The following is a 17,319-nucleotide window of genomic DNA, read 5'->3' as shown; positions in this document are numbered from 1 at the left end:
TTACTCGAAAGTTTTTTGGGAGTTTCCACCGATATTCATCGGCAGATGGATGCCTTGAGCGCAAATCTGCCCCAGAAAGTTTCCCTGCTACCTGCATATTGTCCAGTGGCCGGAACAAGCCCGACATACCCCGCTAGAGAGGCGTCATTCGATGAAGAAGACCACGAGCACCCCTATCCCGCGCAGGATCATCCTGGGTGCAGCACTGACTGCTGCCGGCCTGGCCCTCAGCGGCTGCGGAGGGGCAACCTCCCCGTCCGCCGGCGGCGGCAACGTCGAGCTGAATTTCGTGTACTGGGGTGATTCCAACCGGGCCAAGATGACAGACGCGGCAATCAAGATCTTCGAAGAGAAGAACCCCGGCATCACGGTCAAGAGCGAATACCAGGACAGCGGCCCCTACGCGGACAAGCTGGCCACCCGCTTCGCCGGCGGCAATCCGCCTGACGTTCTGAACATGGCGAACCGGACCCTGTTGGAATACGCGCAACGCGGCACCCTGGCAGACCTGAAGTCGCTGCCCGAGATCAACCTCGAGAAGATTCCCCAGACCATCCAAAGCCGGGGTGAGGTGGACGGCAAACTGTACGGGTTGGCTACCGGCGTCAACCTCATCGGCATGGTGGTCAACAAGACCATCACCGACCAGGCAGGCGTGACCATCCCTGATGACAAAACCTGGAGCTGGGAGGACTATGCCGAGTTCGCTACCGAGGTGACCCAGAAGACCGGCGGGAAGATTTACGGAGCCGGTTACGATGTGGCCACCGAGACCGGCCCCATCCTCTTCGCCCGTCAGCGCGGCGAGGACTTCTACACCAAGGACAACAAGCTCGGCGTCAGCGAAGACACCATCCGCGAGTGGTTCCAGTACAGCGTGGACCTGCGCAAGGCCGGCGGCTACCCGCCTGCCGGATTCTTCGAACAAATCGGCGGGTCCCCGGCGCAGTCCTACCTGGCCAAGGGAACGGTGGCTTCGCAGATCATCCCCATCAACAACTTCCGTGGATACAACGAAGCCTCGGGCGGGAACCTTGTCCTGCTGCGGATGCCCGGCGAAACCACTGAGAAGCGCCGCGGCTACTCCGCCGATCCCAGCATGCTCTGGTCTGTGGCCGCAAAGTCAAAGCACCCGAAGGAAGCTGCCAAACTGCTGAACTTCCTGATCAATGACGTGGACGGCGCCGCCGAGACGCTGACCCAGCGCGGGGTGCCCATTAACCCCGAGGTAACAGAAGCCATCATGCCCAAGCTCGGTGCGGATGACACGAAGTTCGTGCAGATGGTGGCCGACATCCAGAAGGATGAACTGGCACCGGCCTATGTCTACCCCAAGGGCGCGAGCGTAGTGGCCGACACCCTCAAGCAGCTCGCCACCGAAGTTGAGTTCGGCCGCGTCACCCCGGCGGATGCAGCCAAGACGTTCCTTGAGAAAAGCAATGCCGCCATCAACAAGTAGCCGTCCAACGCTCAGATACCCAGCTAAGCAGATAGGAACCTGACGCCATGTCAGTGCTGACAAAGCAAGCCCCCGGTGCGGCCGCTTCACTCGCCGCACCGGGGCGCGGCAAGACAAAGCGCGGCCCCTCCCGGCGCACCAACCAGCGCTCGGGCTACCTCTTCCTGCTGCCGTGGTTCATCGGCATGCTGTTCACGATCATCCCGTTCTTCGCCTCGCTGTATCTGGCCTTTACGGACTACAACCTGTTCACGGAGCCAAACTTCGTGGGGTTGGCCAATTTCCAGGCCATGTTCGAGGATCCGCGGCTCCTTCAATCGCTGAAGGTGACGTTCATCTACACCTTCGTTTCCGTGCCGATCTCACTTGCCGTTGCCCTGCTTATCGCCCTGGTGCTGAACCGCGGACTCAGCGCCCTGCCGATCTACCGTTCCGTGTATTACCTGCCGTCCCTGCTGGGCGGCAGCGTGGCCATCGTGATGCTGTGGCGCTACATCTTCGGCAACGACGGCATCGTCAACAGCTTCCTGGGACTGTTCGGGATCCAGGGGCCGGCGTGGGTCACCGACCCTGAGTTCGCCCTGAGCACCCTGATCGTGCTGAACGTGTGGACGTTCGGTTCACCGATGGTGATCTTCCTGGCCGGCCTGCGGCAGGTCCCGTCCATGTACTACGAGGCGGCTTCCATCGACGGAGCCTCCCGATGGAAGCAATTCCGCAGCATTACCCTGCCGCTGATCAGCCCCATCATCTTCTTCAACCTCATCATGCAGCTCATCGGGTCCTTCCAGACCTTCACCCAGGGCTACGTGATGAGTGGCGGGACGGGAGGTCCGGCGGATTCAACGCTGTTCTACAACCTGTACCTGTACCAAAAGGGCTTCACCGAATTCGAGATGGGGTATGCCTCCGCCATGGCGTGGCTGCTGTTGATGATCATTGCGATTTTCACCGCCATCAACTTCATCGCGTCCAAGTTCTGGGTCTTCTACGACAATTAAGGCAACCGCAATGGCTCTCCTCGAATTACCCACCAAAAACAAGCAAAAGAAGGACGCGGCCCCGGAAGATGCCCTGACGGGCACTCCCGGTACCCGCTTCTCCCGCCACCTGATCCTGTGCCTGGTTGGCCTGGTGATGCTGTACCCGCTGCTGTGGCTGATCTCCAGTTCGTTCAAGCCCAGCAACGACATCTTCCGGCAGCTCGGACTGTGGCCCGAAAACTGGGACTTCAGCAACTATGAACAGGGCTGGACGGCATTGAACCAACCCTTCCACGTCTACCTGGTCAACTCCCTGATCGTGGTGGTGTTCTCCATCATTGGAAATATCTTCTCCTGCGCGCTGGCTGCCTACGCCTTCGCACGGATGGAGTTCACCGGACGCAAGCTCTTCTTTGCCCTGATGCTGGGAACCCTGATGCTGCCCGGCCACGTCCTCCTGGTGCCGCAGTACATCATCTTCTCCCAGCTCGGCTGGCTGGATACGTACTTGCCGCTGATCGTGCCGAACTTCATGGCCACCAACGCGTTCTTCATCTTCCTGATGGTCCAGTTTATGAAGGCACTGCCCAAAGAGCTCGACGACGCCGCCCAGATCGACGGCTGCGGCCCCTTCCGCACTTTCCTGCGGGTCATCATGCCGCTGTGCGTGCCGGCCATGGCCACCACCGCGATCTTCACCTTCATTTCCACGTGGAACGAGTTCTTCGGGCCGCTGCTCTACATCCAGAACCAGGACCTCTACACGGTGCCGCTTGCGCTGAGGGCCTTCATGGACTCGGAAGGCCAGAGCATGTGGGGCCCCATGTTCGCCATGTCCGTGGTGTCCATCGCCCCCATCATCGGCTTCTTCATCGCCGGCCAGAAGTACCTCATCAACGGCATCGCCACCACTGGGCTGAAGTAAGGCCCACAACGCTTCTCCGCGCGCATCACTGACTGAACAACCCTTACCGAAGTCCGGGCTGGAGGCTGCCCGGAAACAAAACAAAGGAGTTTTGCATGAGTTTGCGACGTCTCTTAGGCGCGGCCACCGCCGTCGTTATGCTGGGGAGCCTCACGGCATTTCCGGCCGCCCACGCCGGACCGGCCGAGGCGCGGCCGGGACCCCAGGCCGGAACCACGGCCAGCCCGATTTCTCCGGCCGAAGGGACCCCGGAAGCGATGTGGAAGCAGACCCCTGACGGCTTCGCTTCGCTCCCGGGCTATGGGCTGGCGGGAACCACCGGTGGCCAGTCCGGCCGTATCGTCACCGCCTCCACCGTCCAGGAACTCAAGGACTACGCGGCCGCCAGCGAACCGCTGGTGATCTTCATCCGCGGCACCCTCAGGGCCACGGACTACCTCAAGATTCCCGTCGCCGCCAACAAAAGCTTCATTGGGGTGGGCGCCGGAGCCGAAGTGGTGAACGCCGGCTTCAAGCTCATCAACGTCTCCAACGTGATCTTCCGGAACTTCACGGTCCGGGACGCCTACATTCCGGGCGACTGGGACGGCAAGAGCCCGGAGAACGACCGCGATGGAATCCAATTGGACACCACGCACCACGTCTGGGTTGACCACATGAAGTTCGAGCGCATGGGCGACGGCCTGATCGACACGCGCAAGGACTCCGACCTCATCACGTACTCCTGGAATGTCTTCGCGGACAACAACAAGGCCCTGGGCGTGGGCTGGACCGCCAACGCCGTGACCCGGATGACCATCCACCACAACTGGATCCGCAACACCACCCAACGCAACTTCAGCCTTGACAACACCGCGGCAGCCCACGTCTACAACAACTTCCTCCAGGACATCGGCCAGTACGGCATGATGGGCCGCAACGCAGCCAAGGTGGTCCTCGAAGGCAACAGCTTCACGGCCGTGCAGGATCCGGTAGTCGCCAAGGATCCCGCCACCGAAGTGGTGAACCGGGACAACGTCTTCAACGGCACGCGCGGCCGCAAGGACAACGTGGGTGCAGCCTTTGATCCCACCCAGTTCTACGCCTACCAGAAGGACGACGCCGCGCGCGTCCCGGAGATCGTTGCGGCCGGGGCAGGGCCGCTGGAGGAAAGCGCCCCGAACAGCACTACGGAGATCACGGTTGCGCTGGACGGAACCGGTGACTTCGGCAGCCTGCAGGCGGCGATCGGGTCCGTCCCCAGCGGCAGCAACCTGCCCCGCACCATCACAGTGAAACCCGGCACTTACCGGGAATCGGTGAATGTCTGGGCAGACCGTCCGAACCTCACCATCCAGGGCGCCACCGCCAACCCGGCCGACGTCGTCGTCACCTACGATCTCCCGGCCAACGGCGTGAAGTTCTTCGGTGGCACGTGGGGCGCCGGCGGCAGCGCCACGCTCAACGTCCTCGCCGAGGGCACAACGGTCCGGAACCTCACCGTTGAGAACGCCTACGACGAGGCCACCAACGGAGGAAGCCAGGCGCTTGCCGTCCGCAGCGTGGCGGACCGCGTCACCTTTGACGGCACCCGCTTCCTGGGTAACCAGGACACCTACCTCGCGGACACCACCGGCCGTGACGCCACCGCCCGTACGTACCTGAAGAACTGCTACATCGAAGGCGACGTCGACTTCATCTATGGACGGGGCACTGCCGTCCTGGACGGCTGCACCATCCACTCCCTTGACCGCGGCAGCGCCACCAACAACGGCTACATCGTTGCCCCCAGCACCAAGGACTCCAACCCCTACGGCATCCTGATCGTGGACAGCACCCTCACCTCCGACGCTGCTCCCGGAACCGTCAGCCTGGGCCGTCCCTGGTTTGCCAGCAGCGATCCGAACGCCCACCCGATGGCCGTGATCCACGATTCGGTCCTCGGCAGCCACATCGCCGTCCAGGGCTGGTCCGACATGAGCGGCCATTCCTGGACCGAGGGACGGTTCGCCGAATTCAACAACAGCGGACCGGGCGCCTACGTGAACGAGTTCCATCCCCAGCTCACGCCGGAGGATGCCCTCAAGTTCACCAAGGAAGCCTTCCTTGGTAACTGGACCCCGGCTGGACGTGGCTGAGATGGCTGAAGCACAAGAGCTGAATATCCGACGACGTACCCTCCTCACGGCGGGACTGACGGCAGGCACCCTGATGGCGTCCGGACTGCTCAGCCCGTCAGCGACGGCGGCGGACACCGGCGGGGTGGGTCCCGCCGTCGGCCCTGACGGTTTCGCCGAAGCCGGCCTGCCGGTCAACCACGCGCTCGGCGGCGGGGCCTGGTCCGATGCACCGCAGGGCTTCGCCGGAATCGCAGCGCACGGCCGCGCCGGCACCACCGGCGGGGCGGGTGGCAGGCTGGTCCACGCCAACACCCCGGACCAGCTCCGGGCCTTCGCCAAGAGCACTGAGCCGCTGATGGTGATCCTGCACAGCGAGCTGGTGTTCCCGCAATACGAGAAGCTGACGGTCACGGCCAACAAGTCCTTCCTCGGAGCCGGTGAAGGAGCGGCCGTGGTGAACGCCGGCTTCAAGCTCATCAGCGTCTCCAATGTGGTGTTCCGGAACTTCACTGTCCGGGACTCCTATATTCCGGGCGATTTTGTAGGGAAACGCCCGGACAACGACAGGGACGGGATCCAAATGGACACCTGTACCCACGTCTGGATTGACCACATGTATTTCGCCCGCCTGGGCGACGGCCTGGTGGATATCCGCAAGGACTGCGACAACATCACGCTGTCATGGAACGTCTTCGCGGACCACAACAAGGCCTTGGGGGAAGGCTGGACGCAGAACGTGGTCACCCGGCTGACGCTGCACCACAACTGGATCCGCAACACCCACCAACGCAACGCCAGCTTGGACAACACCGCGGCGTCCCACGTTTACAACAATTACCTGGAAGACATCTCCAGCTACGGAATGCTGGGACGGAACGCGGCCCTGCTGGTGGTGGAGGGCAACTACTTCCGGGATGTCCGGAATCCGCTTCACCACCAGGGCCCGGGCGGTGAGCTGGTGGCCCGGGACAATATCTTTGACGGGTGCACCGGTAACACTGGCAGCCAGCGCGGCGTTGCGTTCGATCCGGCTGCAGCATACGCCTACGAGCTCACGCCCACCACGGCGGTTCCCGCGTTGGTGCGCGCCTTTGGCGGACCCTTGGGCGGGACGGAACCCGCAGCAACGAAGGTCATCACGGTGGCCCTCGACGGCACTGGAGACTTTGCCAGCATCCGGGCTGCCGTGGGGGCGATCCCACCCAACAACCCGGGTCCCGTCACGGTGCTGCTCCAGCCCGGTACGTACCATGAGCCCTCGGTGATCTGGGGTGACCGGCGCAACGTCACGCTGGCCGGGGCTACGGGAAATGCCGCGGATGTGGTCCTGACCCACAGCGAAGGTGTCACCCTGGTGGTGGCAGCGGATGGTTCGACCGTGCGGGACCTGACCGTCACCTCCGACACCCCGCAGGACGGCAACGTCCTCCAGGCGACCGGAAGGAATGTCACCCTCGCCAACGTGGCTGTTCTCAACGGAACATCCGGCTAGGGTCTGGTCAACGTTCTTGAAGTCCTACTAGGCTTCGAGAACGGCCCGCAACCGGGAGTCGAAGGCGATCACGAGGAGCGAAGTTGTCCAACCACACGTACAGCATTTCTGAAATTGTCGGCACGTCAACCCAAGGCGTGGACGACGCCGTCCGGAACGGTATCGCCAAGGCGTCCCAGACCCTCCGCAACCTCGACTGGTTCGAGGTGAAGGAAATCCGCGGTCACCTCGAAGAGGGCAAGATCGCTGACTGGCAGGTCACCATCAAGCTCGGTTTCCGGCTGGAAGAACACTAAGTTCGGTCCACACTGGCTCGCAGTTAACGTCGCTGGAATGCACTTTGAAGACGTTAACTGCGAGTCAGTTGGGCTTTAACGGGAGCTAATTCGACGAGACCACGCCCATGGAGCGCCGCCGCCATACGGTGGGCACGCCGTCGAACGCGGGGAATACATGGCCTTCAAAGAAGGAAAGGACCGTGTGCGGGTCAGCTTCGGGGCTCCATAGTCCGGAAGCCGGGCAGTGTGAGCCTGTACTGGCTGTCCGGCCGTTGCTGGCGGCAGTGGCTTGGCGTTCCTTGAGCAGTGCGATGCGTTTCATCGTTGAGACCATCCTTGGTGGAGAAAAAGCTTGCTACTCCAGCCTAGGAACGCGGCAATCTGTTCCCAATGGGCTCCTGGCCAGAATCCAGTGCCGGGGCTGGCCAAAAGTACAGCCGCCAGCGGCAGCACACTGACTGTTACTCCCGGTTGTCGTGGACCGCGGGCGGCTCTTCGGCAGCAACCGTCCGCTGAGGCGCTGGCGCTGCGGCGGCGCCCGCGGGTGAATCCGCACCGGCATCCGCGCTCAGGCTCAGCAGCGCCAGGGCGTCCGACGACGGCGTCCCGGGCTTGGCGGAATAGACCCGCAGCATCTGGTCGGGATCGTCCGGGAGGGTCAGGTTTTCAAAGTTCAGTTCCAGGTCTCCGACGCCGGGATGATGGAGCCGGACGGTGCCCGCGGACCGTGTGGCGACACGGTGCCCTGCCCACCATTGGCGGAAATGCTCGCTGTGGACGGCAAGCTCGCCCACCAGCTGGTTGGCCTGGGCATCGTTGGGGTGCCGCCCCACGTCCACGCGGAGCGCACCGGCTGCTTCAGCCGCCACCGATTTCCAGTCACGAAAGAGCTCCCGGGCACCCGGATCGAGGATCAGCCAGCGCGTGAGGTTTCGCTCGTGCGCCGGAAGGGCCGGGAAATCCGTGAAGAGCAGGAAGGCCATCCGGTTACCGGCAAGGACGTCGGTCCGGCGGCCCAGCACCATCGCCGGGACATCGCCCACCGCCTCGAGGAGCTGGCGGAGTGCCGGTCGTACTGCCTGTGCCGGTCCTGGGGAACGCGTGCTGGCGGCGCAGTTTTCCAGGAGGTCCATCATGTGCGCGTGTTCGCCAGCGTCCAGCCGGAGGGCGCGGGCCACGGAATCAAGCACGGTCCGTGACGGGTGGATGTTCCTCCCCTGCTCCAGGCGGATGTAGTAGTCCGTACTGACGCCGGCAAGCCTCGCCACCTCCTCGCGGCGGAGGCCAGGAACGCGGCGCGCGCCGGTGGAACCTTCTGCCCCTGCATCTTCCGGGCTCAACCGGGACCGCATGGCTTTCAGGAATTTTCCGAACTCGGCGCTCTGACCCATGCACCCTATTCTGCACGGCCCCGGCAGGCACTTTCTACAACGAAGGTAGGACTGCCAGTCCTAGGAAAAACAGGGACAGGGTCAAGGGCTGACTATCAGGGGAAAAGTGCATAGGCTCAGGGGAGAGCCTTTCCGAAAGCGTTTTCTCATTTCCAGTTCGTGTTCATCAGCAAAGGAACCACCATGTCAGAGCTGAAACTTAACAACGGCGTCACCATCCCCCAGCTGGGCTTCGGGGTCTTCCAGGTTCCCCCGGAAGACACCCAGCGGATCGTCGAGGACGCGCTGGCGGCAGGCTACCGGCACATCGACACAGCAGCGGCCTACCGGAACGAGGCTGGAGTCGGCGCGGCCATCGCGGCCTCCGGCATCCCCCGCGAGGAACTGTTCATCACCACCAAACTGCGCAACGGCGAACAGGGCCGTGCCCAGGAAGCCTTCCAGCTCAGCCGCAAGGCACTGGGGCTGGACTATGTTGACCTGTACCTCATCCACTGGCCGGTCCCGTCGCAGGGGCTTTACGTCCAGGCATGGAAGGAGATGGAGCGGCTGTACGAGAACAAGCAGATCCGCGCCATCGGGGTTTCCAACTTCCTCTCCGAGCATCTGGACACCCTGCTGGAAGCCGCGGAAACCGTTCCTGCCGTCAACCAGATCGAGGTGCACCCCAGCTACCAGCAGGCCGAACTGGCCGCCAAGTGCCGCTCGCTGGGAATCGCCGTGGAGGCCTACAGCCCGCTGGGGCAAGGCAGTGACCTGAACGGGAACGCCGTCACCGCCGTCGCGCAGGCCCACAACGCCAGTCCCGCACAAGTGATCCTGGCCTGGCACCTCGCCGCCGGCACCATCGTCATCCCCAAGTCCGCTGATCCGACGCGGCTCCGCGAAAACTTCGCGGCCACGTCCCTCAAACTCAGCAACGACGAACTCGCCTCCATCACGGCACTGGAGTCCGGTGCGCGCATCGGTTCCGATCCCGCCGTCGCCGCCTTCACCCAGCTCTAACCCACCACACCCCAAAGGACCCCACAATGCAGTACACCCACCTTGGCCGCTCCGGCCTGAAGGTTTCCCGCCTCTGCCTGGGCACCATGAACTTCGGACCCCAGACCGAGGAAGCCGACGCGCACTCCATCATGGACTCGGCGCTGGACTCCGGCATCAACTTCTTCGACACCGCCAATGTCTACGGCGGCACAGGGCACCGCGGCTGGACCGAAGAGATCATCGGCCGCTGGTTCGCGCAGGGCGGCGAGCGCCGTGAACGGACCGTCCTGGCCACCAAGCTCTACGGCACCATGACGGACCGCCCCAACGAGTCCAAGCTCTCGGCGCTGAACATCCGGCGGGCGCTGGATGCGAGCCTGAAGCGCCTGCAGACGGACTACATCGACGTTTACCAGTTCCACCACATCGACCGGGACACGCCGTGGGACGAGATCTGGCAGGCCATTGAGGTTGCCGTCCAGCAGGGCAAGATCCTGTACTCCGGCAGCAGCAACTTCGCCGGCTGGCACATCGCCCAGGCACAGGAAGCTGCCCGCCGCCGAAACTACACAGGCCTGGTGAGCGAGCAGTCCATCTACAACCTCTTCCGCCGCGAGGTGGAGCTCGAGGTCATTCCGGCCGCGCAGCAGTACGGCCTGGGCCTTATCCCATGGTCACCGTTGCAGGGCGGCCTCCTGGGCGGTGTCCTGAAGAAGCAGGAACAGGGGGTCCGCCGCGCCGAGGGCCGGGCACTGGAAACCCTGAAGAAGCACCAGGACCAGATCCAGCAGTACGAGGACTTTGCCGATGACCTGGGCCACGCCCCCGGCGACATTGCCCTTGCCTGGCTGCTGCACCAGTCTGCCGTCACCGCCCCGATCGTTGGGCCGCGCACGCAGGAACAGCTCGACGCCGCCATCCGGGCTTTGGAGGTCACGCTCGACTCCGACGCCCTCAAACGGCTCGATGACATCTTCCCGGGGCACCGCACCGCCCCGGAAGACTACGCGTGGTGACCCCACTCGTACGGGAAGCCGACACTGTGGCGCCGAGGAGTATCCTCTTCATCGGCGGTACAGGAGTCATCAGCGCGGCGGCAGCAGAACGCGCCGTCGCGCTGGGGCACCGGCTGACCATCCTCAACCGCGGCCGCCAGACGGGCCGGCCGGTGCCGGACGGCGCCGAGGTCCTGCACGCGGACGTGCGTGACGCGTCAGCCGTTCGGGACGTGCTGGGCGGACGGGAGTTCGACGCCGTCGCGGACTTTATTGCCTTCACCCCGGACCAGGCGCGGGCCAGCATGGAACTGTTCCGCGGCCGGACCGGACAGTACGTGTTTATCAGCTCGGCGTCGGCTTACCAGAAGCCGCCCACCCGGCTGCCCATCCTGGAGTCCACTCCGCTGAAAAACCCGTTCTGGCAGTATTCGCGCGACAAGATCGCGTGCGAGGACCTCTTGTACGAGGCTTACCGCTCAGAGGACTTCCCGCTGACGGTGGTGCGGCCATCCCACACGTACGACCGCACCAAGATCGCCATGGTAGGCGGCTGGACGGACGTGCACCGGATGCGCGCCGGGCTGCCGGTGATGGTGCACGGAGACGGTACGTCACTGTGGACCCTCACCCACAGCCGCGACTTCGCCAAGGCCTTCGTGGGGCTGCTGGGCCGGCCCCAGGCCGTGGGCGAGAGCTACACCATCACTTCTGACGAATACCTGCCGTGGAACCAGATCTACGGACTGTTCGCCCGGGCGGCCGGTGTGGCCGAGCCTGAGCTGGTCCACGTGGCCTCGGAAACCATCGCCGCCCACAGCGCCGAGCTGGGGGCGAACCTGCTGGGCGACCGGTCCCATTCCGTGGTCTTCGACAACGCGAAGATCAAGTCCTTGGTCCCGGACTACGCCGCCACGATTCCGTTCGCGGATGGAGCTCGGGAGATTGTGGCCTGGTATGACGCGCACCCTGAGCTGCAGGCCGTTGACCAGCAGTTCATGGACCTGAGTGACCGGCTAACCGGCTGGGCCCGCGCCTCGGGGTGAGCGTGAGTGGGTGCGTCGAGCGCAACTTCTCCCCGCCGTACGGTCATTTCCCCTCGAATCGCGTGGGGGATTAGACCGCGGGGCGGGGAGAAGTCACTGGGCACGTCCTGGCGCCGGAAATATTCTCCGGGCATTCAAGGGCTAGGAAGGCCAAAGCAAGAGAGACTGTTGAAATGACACTTTCACCGCTCATCAAGCTCAATGACGGTTACAGCATCCCGCAGCTGGGGCTCGGCACCTGGCCGCTGGACGACGACCAGGTGGCTGCCGCCGTCGTCAGCGCCGTGGAAGCCGGGTACCGGCACATCGACACCGCCGTGAAATACGGCAACGAGGAAGGCGTGGGCAACGGTATCCGGGCCAGCGGGGTGGATCGAAGCGAAATCTTCGTCACCACCAAGCTGGACGGCCAGTTCCAAGGGCAGGACCGGGCCGTTGAAGGACTGGAGGGCTCCCTGCGGCGGATGAAGCTGGACTACGTGGATCTGCTGCTGATCCACTGGCCACTTCCTGCACGTGATGAGTACATTTCCACCTGGAAGACCTTCGAACGGCTGCAGGCTGAGGGAAAAGCCCGGTCCATCGGAGTCTCGAACTTCAAGCCCGCCCACTTGGAACGGCTGTTCGCCGAGACGGACGTTGTACCTGCGGTGAACCAGATCCAGCTCAGCCCTGCAATCACCCGCGTGGCCGAGCGGGAATTCCACGCCAGGCACGGGATTGTCACGGAATCCTACAGCCCGCTGGGCGGTTCCGGGGCTAGCCTCCTGGACGCCCCGTTACTCTCCCAACTGGGCGAAAAGTACGACAAAACACCCGGGCAGCTGGTGTTGCGATGGCATATTCAGAACGGACTTGTGGTCATTCCAAAATCGGGCGATCCGGGGCGGATGAGGGAGAACCTGGACGTGTTCGATTTCGCCTTGGATCCGCAGGATCTAGCGGAAATGAGCATCTTGGACGAAGGTCCTGGCGCGGGAAATGATTCGGACGTATCGGGGCACTAAAGGCCACCTGAGCAGCCCTTTCCCGAGCAGCGGGGTTGGCAAATCGATAGTAAGCATGATTACTATTGGGGCAGAAGGGTTAAGCGTCCCCGGGATCCGGGTACCTCCTTTATGAAGGAAGAGGAACGACAAAATGGGTTTTTTGGCATTTCTGATTCTCGGCCTTATTGCTGGTGCGATCGCTAAGGCGATCCTCCCGGGCAAGCAGGGTGGCGGCATTTTCATCACCTTGCTCCTGGGCGTCGTAGGAGCATTCCTCGGCGGCTGGCTGGGCGGCATGATTTTCGGCACCGGCCTGCAGGAGTTCTTCTCGCTGCAGACCTGGCTGCTGGCCATCGGCGGAGCGGTCATCGTGCTGCTCGTCTACGGCATGATCACCAAGCGCAGCGTCCGTAGCTAACTGCGGGCACCAGCCAGGAAACCGGCCTGGGGAGAACCTCCCCGGGCCGGTTTTCTTTCCCCCGGCCACTGGACCGGATTGAAAACCTTCTCACGGAGCAGGAGTTCATCGTGAAAAACAAACTTCTTTTGGGTGTTGGAATCGCCGCAGGCTACGTCCTGGGATCGCGGTCCGGCCGGGCGGCCTATGACAAGCTGAAGGCCCGCGCTGCGGCACTTTGGGACAGCAAGCCCGTCCAGGACAAGGTCGCGGCCGCCACGGAAGCCATCAAGGAAAAGGCTCCGGAAGTGGCAGACCAGCTGGGTGAAGCCGCCCGCCGCGCGGGCACGGTCATCGGGTCAGCCATGCATCACGACACAGCGTCCGGTAACGGCAAGGAAAAGGCGTCCGACGCCGACACCTCCGCAGCTGCCTCAGGCGCCGCCGACCACGTCCCGGCTCACAGCACGCACCCGGAAACCGTGAACCTGGGCACGTCCGATGTTGATTCGGACCCTGCCCTGAACGACTCCACGGGCCAGGACTGGTCTGACGAAGGCGGCGCCACCCCCGCGGGTGCGGCCACCAACGTGGATCCCAAGCGGGACTGATCCCGCGCTTCCGGACGAAAGGTTACGCCCGCGCCTGCTCCTTGCAGCAGGAGCAAGCAGGACCTGTGCTAAAACTGATTGACCTTGCTGGCCGTCGCGATCCTTGGGGGACGCGGCGGCCGGCGGCGTTTAGCGGCCTGGCGCCATCGGGTTCAGGTGACCAGCTCCGCAGCCCCGAATGAGACGCTGAACTGGACACACCACAGGTCAACTGCCGGGTACTTCGACAGGTCCACTTCAGCGGGAATCTGGTACACCTGATTGCCTTGGTTTCCTTTAATAAGGCCGAGGTCGTAATAGTCGGCCGAGCCGGCAGTAAACCACCCTGCGGTCCCCTCCACCACGTGCGCTGCGCTAAGCCAGACGTGCACATCCGGACCGTTGGACGTATCCAGGTTTTCCAGCGTCAGCACCCGTGCACCATCCGCCTGCTGGATGATCCGGACAGTTCCCGTGGTCGTGTGCTCATGGCTGATCAGAGTACCCATGGCAAGCTGCACGGGGCCTGCCGAAGTGGGTGTCGGCGTCGGGGTGGCTGTTGGGGCGGTGCCTGGCGTGGACGTTAGCGGCGTAGGCGGGGTTGGTTCAGCTTGGGCTGGAGCGCTGGCCACGATCGGGAGCTGTTCGTCCACCCTCACATCCACAAAGAGCAGCCACGGCTTGAACACCACAAGCCCAATCACCAGTCCTACTGCGGCAACGACCGCTGCGATGGTCCACGTGCGGCGTCGGGATGGGCTCCCGGTACCGCTCATTGGCTCCCGGGTCCCGGGCTTACCAGGCTCGATTTTTCCGCTCATGCATTCATCGTCCGCGCATCCGCAGCCCCGCGCAACGGAGCGGCCGCGCGGCCGCCGGGGAACATTTAGTGAAGACTCGCCAAAGGGCTGAATGAGTGCTGTGAAAATCTATGCACAGACGACTTCCGCGATCGTGCTGGTGTGGGCCTTGGCTGGTCTGCGCGGTACCGGTCAGCGCGGCTACCAAATAGCCATCCTTGTCGGCCTGGCCGCACTGGTGATGAACGTTGGGATCCTTCTGGCATCCTTGTCCGTCGGGACGGTTGTACCCGAGCCAGGCCCGGCAGTGAAAATTAGTTAGCGACTCACGGATACGGCGGCCGGCCAAGGGGCCTGGCCGGCCACCGCCTTTGCCGGGCCGGTCCCGACGCAGTCACACACCCGGCACCTCAGGGGGGCTGATATTGCGGGCGTGCCATCCGGGGCTGCACTCCCCACAACGACGCTAAGAGCGAATAGGACCATTAGGTGGCCCGTTTGCCAGATATGAGTGGGGCCGCCACAAAATTGTGAGCCATCCCGCCTTATCCGTGAGGACGGAACGGCTCAGCACGCCCAATACCTAGAGCGGCTGCCTGGCACAAGCGGCGAGGGCGGTGCCGATGACTACCGTGCCGTCGAGTTCCTCCGCATGGACAGTCCGCGCTGCAAACCCCGCAGCAGCCATGATCCCGGCAGTCCCCGCTGCCTGGGGCTCGCTCGTTTCAATCAGGAGGCGGCCCTCCGGCGCCAGCCACTGCGCAGCCTCCAATAGCACCCGTCGGTGGAGGTCCAATCCGTCGGCGCCGCCGTCGAGTGAGACGCGCGGCTCGAACTCCCGGGCTTCAGGTGGCATAGTCCGGAGCGCGCCCGTGGGAACATACGGAGCGTTTACGGCCAAGAGCTGCACGCGTCCGTGGAGCGTGGAAGGGAGCGCTGCGTACAGGTCGCCCTGGTGGATCAGCCCGCCTACCCTCGCGACGTTCCGGCGGCCGCACCGCACGGCGACCGGATCAATGTCCGCAGCGTGCAGTTCCACACCGGGGACCTGGGAAGCAATCGCGACGCCCACAGCCCCGGACCCGCAGCACAGATCCACCACAACTCCGGGCCAGGAGGCTGCCGGTGGCGTGGGGCTTTCCCGCAGGATGGCCACCGCCTCCGAAACAAGCAGCTCAGTGCGCCGGCGTGGCACAAAAACGCCCGGCTCAACGGCTATCCGAAGTCCGCAAAACTCGGCCCAGCCCAGGATGTATTCCAACGGCGATCCGGTAACGCGCCGATCCACCCACTCGGATAGTTCAGCGGGCCCGGACGCTTCGGACAGGAGCAGAAGCGCCTCATCTTCAGCGAAAACACAGCCGGCGGCGCGCAGCCGGGGCACAATATTGGCGAAGGTCAGAAGGTCAGAATGTAGTTCAGGAGCTGGCATGGGAACGCCTTTCGGTGAGCCGATGGGCACTCCGCGCGTCATCTAAACCTGGCGGTCCGGACGGCAGGGTGAGGGAGTACCCGAAACTGACGAAGCGGGAATCGGACTCACCTCCTTCTGCCTGGACTGGAAATTCCATGCTAACCGACGTCCCAATCCCGCTGCACGAGCCAAAATCTTGGCAGGATGGAACCCATGACTTCCTCGAAGCAGCAGACCCTGATCTGGACCGGCACCTACACCGCCGACGGCGGCGGCCGGGCAGAGGGCATCGGCGCCCTCGCTGCCCACCAGGACGGGACGCTCGAATGGAAGGGGACGGCGGTCAAGGCCGATTCGCCGTCGTTCATTGCCGTGCACCCCACGTTGCCGGTGGTCTACGCCGTTGCCGAGCAGCGCCAGATGGTGCAGGCCTTCCGCCGTAGCGGAGAGTTCGGCCTGGAACCCTTCGGTGATCCGCAGCCTGCCGGGGAGTCCACGTGCCACGTCGCAGTGGACCCACTGGGCCGCTTCCTCATCGCCGCATGCTGGGGCGACGGCCAGGTGCTGCTCTACGAACTGGATCACGACGGCGGGATGACCGGGCGGTTTCCGGCCGCGCCTTCGGTCGATCCCCATGGCAGCCTCACGCCGGGGCAACCCCGTCAGAGCCGCGCCCATGCCAGCCTGATCTTGGCCGATGGACGCGTCATGACCACGGACCTGGGACATGACAGCCTGCGCATCTGGCGGTACGAGCCCGGCGCCGGGCTGATCGCCGACCACGAAGTGGCCCTCCCCTTCGGCAGCGGCCCCCGCCACTTGGTGCAGCACCGCAGTGGAAGCGTCTTTGTGGTGTCTGAGTACTCCATCGAAGTCTTTGTGGTCAAGGCAGACGCCGGGACGTTTGAGCTGATCAACCGCGGTCCGGCAACTGCCGGCGGAAGCAGCGCGGAGGACTCTGCGGCAGAAATCTGCCTCGACCAGGACGGAAATCACGCTTATGTGGGCGTGCGGGGCTCCAACGTGATCGGCGTCCTGCGGGTCGGGGCGGACGGCACCGATCTGTCGCCGGTCAAGGACGTGGCCAGCGGCGGAAACTGGCCGCGGCACCACCTGGTCCGGGGACGCTGGCTGCATGTGGCCCACGAGCGGTCAGACAACATCGCCACGTTCGCCCTGGACCCTGCCACAGGGCTTCCCGGTCCCCTGATCCACAACCTGCAGACCCCGTCGCCCACCGCGTTGGTGCCTTCAAACTAGACCAAAAAGGGCATTCGCTAAACACTGGATTTATTCAGTGCAAGCGCTTACAGTTGTGACTTGGTTCACAGCCCGACTCCTGGCTGTCGGACCACCACCCTGTTATTGCGCCCCGCGCGAGCAGGGCCCTGCACAGCAACGCCGCTACCAGGAAGGTCTCCTGACGTGAATTCCCGCACCCCCAGAGGCTCCACCCCACGCCTCGAACCAGCCA

Annotated in this window: 18 protein-coding genes; 14 read left to right on the top strand and 4 right to left on the bottom strand. The window is 63.9% G+C overall.

Going from position 1 to position 17,319, the window contains the following annotated elements:
* Positions 1 to 151 precede the first annotated feature (151 nt).
* The 6 genes from V9L17_RS05350 to V9L17_RS05325 all read left to right on the top strand — a co-directional run bounded on the left by V9L17_RS05350 (position 152) and on the right by V9L17_RS05325 (position 7,254).
* Positions 152 to 1,459 (top strand): ABC transporter substrate-binding protein, encoded by a 1,308-nt coding sequence (locus tag V9L17_RS05350; protein WP_337345549.1) that lies wholly within the window; start codon positions 152 to 154, stop codon positions 1,457 to 1,459.
* Positions 1,460 to 1,506: 47 nt separating this feature from the next.
* Positions 1,507 to 2,460: a carbohydrate ABC transporter permease gene (locus tag V9L17_RS05345; RefSeq protein ID WP_337345548.1), complete on the top strand. Its 954-nt coding sequence runs from the start codon at positions 1,507 to 1,509 to the stop codon at positions 2,458 to 2,460.
* 10 nt (positions 2,461 to 2,470) lie between these two features.
* On the top strand, positions 2,471 to 3,367 hold the full coding sequence (locus V9L17_RS05340; protein WP_337345547.1) for a carbohydrate ABC transporter permease: 897 nt from the start codon (positions 2,471 to 2,473) through the stop codon (positions 3,365 to 3,367).
* 95 nt (positions 3,368 to 3,462) lie between these two features.
* Positions 3,463 to 5,484, top strand: coding sequence for a pectinesterase family protein (locus tag V9L17_RS05335; RefSeq protein WP_337350727.1), 2,022 nt, complete (start codon positions 3,463 to 3,465; stop codon positions 5,482 to 5,484).
* Positions 5,453 to 6,958: a pectate lyase family protein gene (locus V9L17_RS05330; protein WP_337350726.1), complete on the top strand. Its 1,506-nt coding sequence runs from the start codon at positions 5,453 to 5,455 to the stop codon at positions 6,956 to 6,958. The genes V9L17_RS05335 and V9L17_RS05330 overlap by 32 nt, the downstream gene beginning before the upstream one ends.
* A gap of 83 nt (positions 6,959 to 7,041) precedes the next feature.
* On the top strand, positions 7,042 to 7,254 hold the full coding sequence (locus V9L17_RS05325; protein ID WP_066287620.1) for a dodecin: 213 nt from the start codon (positions 7,042 to 7,044) through the stop codon (positions 7,252 to 7,254).
* An 85-nt stretch (positions 7,255 to 7,339) separates the two neighbouring features.
* Here the strand turns inward: V9L17_RS05325 and V9L17_RS05320 are convergent, their stop codons facing one another.
* A complete protein-coding gene (locus tag V9L17_RS05320; RefSeq protein ID WP_337345544.1) occupies positions 7,340 to 7,558 on the bottom strand; it encodes a hypothetical protein in 219 nt (72 codons plus the stop codon).
* Between the two features lie 139 nt (positions 7,559 to 7,697).
* Complete coding sequence (locus tag V9L17_RS05315; protein WP_337345543.1) at positions 7,698 to 8,627, bottom strand: helix-turn-helix domain-containing protein; 930 nt, start codon at positions 8,625 to 8,627, stop codon at positions 7,698 to 7,700.
* Between the two features lie 183 nt (positions 8,628 to 8,810).
* Between V9L17_RS05315 and V9L17_RS05310 the strand changes: the two genes are divergently transcribed.
* The 6 genes from V9L17_RS05310 (at position 8,811) to V9L17_RS05285 (ending at position 13,652) form a co-directional block, all read left to right on the top strand.
* Positions 8,811 to 9,632 (top strand): aldo/keto reductase, encoded by an 822-nt coding sequence (locus tag V9L17_RS05310; RefSeq protein WP_337350725.1) that lies wholly within the window; start codon positions 8,811 to 8,813, stop codon positions 9,630 to 9,632.
* A 26-nt stretch (positions 9,633 to 9,658) separates the two neighbouring features.
* Positions 9,659 to 10,630: an aldo/keto reductase gene (locus tag V9L17_RS05305; protein ID WP_337350724.1), complete on the top strand. Its 972-nt coding sequence runs from the start codon at positions 9,659 to 9,661 to the stop codon at positions 10,628 to 10,630.
* A complete protein-coding gene (locus tag V9L17_RS05300; RefSeq protein ID WP_337350723.1) occupies positions 10,624 to 11,655 on the top strand; it encodes an NAD-dependent epimerase/dehydratase family protein in 1,032 nt (343 codons plus the stop codon). Before V9L17_RS05305 ends, V9L17_RS05300 begins: the two co-directional genes overlap by 7 nt.
* 173 nt (positions 11,656 to 11,828) lie before the next feature.
* Entirely contained in the window at positions 11,829 to 12,662 is an 834-nt protein-coding gene (locus V9L17_RS05295; RefSeq protein WP_337345539.1) for an aldo/keto reductase, read from the top strand.
* A gap of 133 nt (positions 12,663 to 12,795) precedes the next feature.
* Positions 12,796 to 13,062, top strand: coding sequence for a GlsB/YeaQ/YmgE family stress response membrane protein (locus V9L17_RS05290; protein ID WP_337345538.1), 267 nt, complete (start codon positions 12,796 to 12,798; stop codon positions 13,060 to 13,062).
* Positions 13,063 to 13,172: 110 nt separating this feature from the next.
* Positions 13,173 to 13,652, top strand: coding sequence for a hypothetical protein (locus tag V9L17_RS05285; protein WP_337350722.1), 480 nt, complete (start codon positions 13,173 to 13,175; stop codon positions 13,650 to 13,652).
* A 152-nt stretch (positions 13,653 to 13,804) separates the two neighbouring features.
* Here the strand turns inward: V9L17_RS05285 and V9L17_RS05280 are convergent, their stop codons facing one another.
* Positions 13,805 to 14,452 carry a DM13 domain-containing protein gene (locus V9L17_RS05280; RefSeq protein ID WP_337350721.1) on the bottom strand — a complete coding sequence of 216 codons (648 nt, stop codon included), beginning with the start codon at positions 14,450 to 14,452 and terminating at the stop codon, positions 13,805 to 13,807.
* A gap of 91 nt (positions 14,453 to 14,543) precedes the next feature.
* Between V9L17_RS05280 and V9L17_RS05275 the strand changes: the two genes are divergently transcribed.
* Positions 14,544 to 14,753, top strand: a complete 210-nt coding sequence (locus V9L17_RS05275) for a hypothetical protein (protein ID WP_337350720.1) — start codon at positions 14,544 to 14,546, stop codon at positions 14,751 to 14,753.
* A 261-nt stretch (positions 14,754 to 15,014) separates the two neighbouring features.
* On the opposite strand, the gene V9L17_RS05270 is transcribed toward V9L17_RS05275, so the two are convergent.
* Complete coding sequence (locus V9L17_RS05270) at positions 15,015 to 15,863, bottom strand: putative protein N(5)-glutamine methyltransferase (protein ID WP_337350719.1); 849 nt, start codon at positions 15,861 to 15,863, stop codon at positions 15,015 to 15,017.
* A 195-nt stretch (positions 15,864 to 16,058) separates the two neighbouring features.
* On the opposite strand from V9L17_RS05270, the gene V9L17_RS05265 reads away from it, so the two are divergent.
* A complete protein-coding gene (locus tag V9L17_RS05265) occupies positions 16,059 to 17,105 on the top strand; it encodes a lactonase family protein (protein ID WP_337350718.1) in 1,047 nt (348 codons plus the stop codon).
* Positions 17,106 to 17,319: the final 214 nt, after the last annotated feature.

Origin of the sequence: Pseudarthrobacter sp. CCNWLW207, assembly GCF_037203945.1 — a bacterium.
Lineage (GTDB): Bacteria > Actinomycetota > Actinomycetes > Actinomycetales > Micrococcaceae > Arthrobacter.
This window is presented reverse-complemented; position numbering and strand designations above follow the sequence as displayed.

Bases quoted from the DNA above. Each gene is read 5' to 3' on its own strand.
- V9L17_RS05350 (WP_337345549.1), top strand. From the start codon at position 152: ATGAAGAAGACCACGAGCACCCCTATCCCGCGCAGGATCATCCTGGGT.
- V9L17_RS05345 (WP_337345548.1), top strand. From the start codon at position 1,507: ATGTCAGTGCTGACAAAGCAAGCCCCCGGTGCGGCCGCTTCACTCGCC.
- V9L17_RS05340 (WP_337345547.1), top strand. From the start codon at position 2,471: ATGGCTCTCCTCGAATTACCCACCAAAAACAAGCAAAAGAAGGACGCG.
- V9L17_RS05335 (WP_337350727.1), top strand. From the start codon at position 3,463: ATGAGTTTGCGACGTCTCTTAGGCGCGGCCACCGCCGTCGTTATGCTG.
- V9L17_RS05320 (WP_337345544.1), bottom strand. From the start codon at position 7,558: ATGAAACGCATCGCACTGCTCAAGGAACGCCAAGCCACTGCCGCCAGC.
- V9L17_RS05315 (WP_337345543.1), bottom strand. From the start codon at position 8,627: ATGGGTCAGAGCGCCGAGTTCGGAAAATTCCTGAAAGCCATGCGGTCC.
- V9L17_RS05310 (WP_337350725.1), top strand. From the start codon at position 8,811: ATGTCAGAGCTGAAACTTAACAACGGCGTCACCATCCCCCAGCTGGGC.
- V9L17_RS05305 (WP_337350724.1), top strand. From the start codon at position 9,659: ATGCAGTACACCCACCTTGGCCGCTCCGGCCTGAAGGTTTCCCGCCTC.
- V9L17_RS05295 (WP_337345539.1), top strand. From the start codon at position 11,829: ATGACACTTTCACCGCTCATCAAGCTCAATGACGGTTACAGCATCCCG.
- V9L17_RS05290 (WP_337345538.1), top strand. From the start codon at position 12,796: ATGGGTTTTTTGGCATTTCTGATTCTCGGCCTTATTGCTGGTGCGATC.
- V9L17_RS05280 (WP_337350721.1), bottom strand. From the start codon at position 14,452: ATGAGCGGAAAAATCGAGCCTGGTAAGCCCGGGACCCGGGAGCCAATG.
- V9L17_RS05275 (WP_337350720.1), top strand. From the start codon at position 14,544: ATGAGTGCTGTGAAAATCTATGCACAGACGACTTCCGCGATCGTGCTG.
- V9L17_RS05270 (WP_337350719.1), bottom strand. From the start codon at position 15,863: ATGCCAGCTCCTGAACTACATTCTGACCTTCTGACCTTCGCCAATATT.
- V9L17_RS05265 (WP_337350718.1), top strand. From the start codon at position 16,059: ATGACTTCCTCGAAGCAGCAGACCCTGATCTGGACCGGCACCTACACC.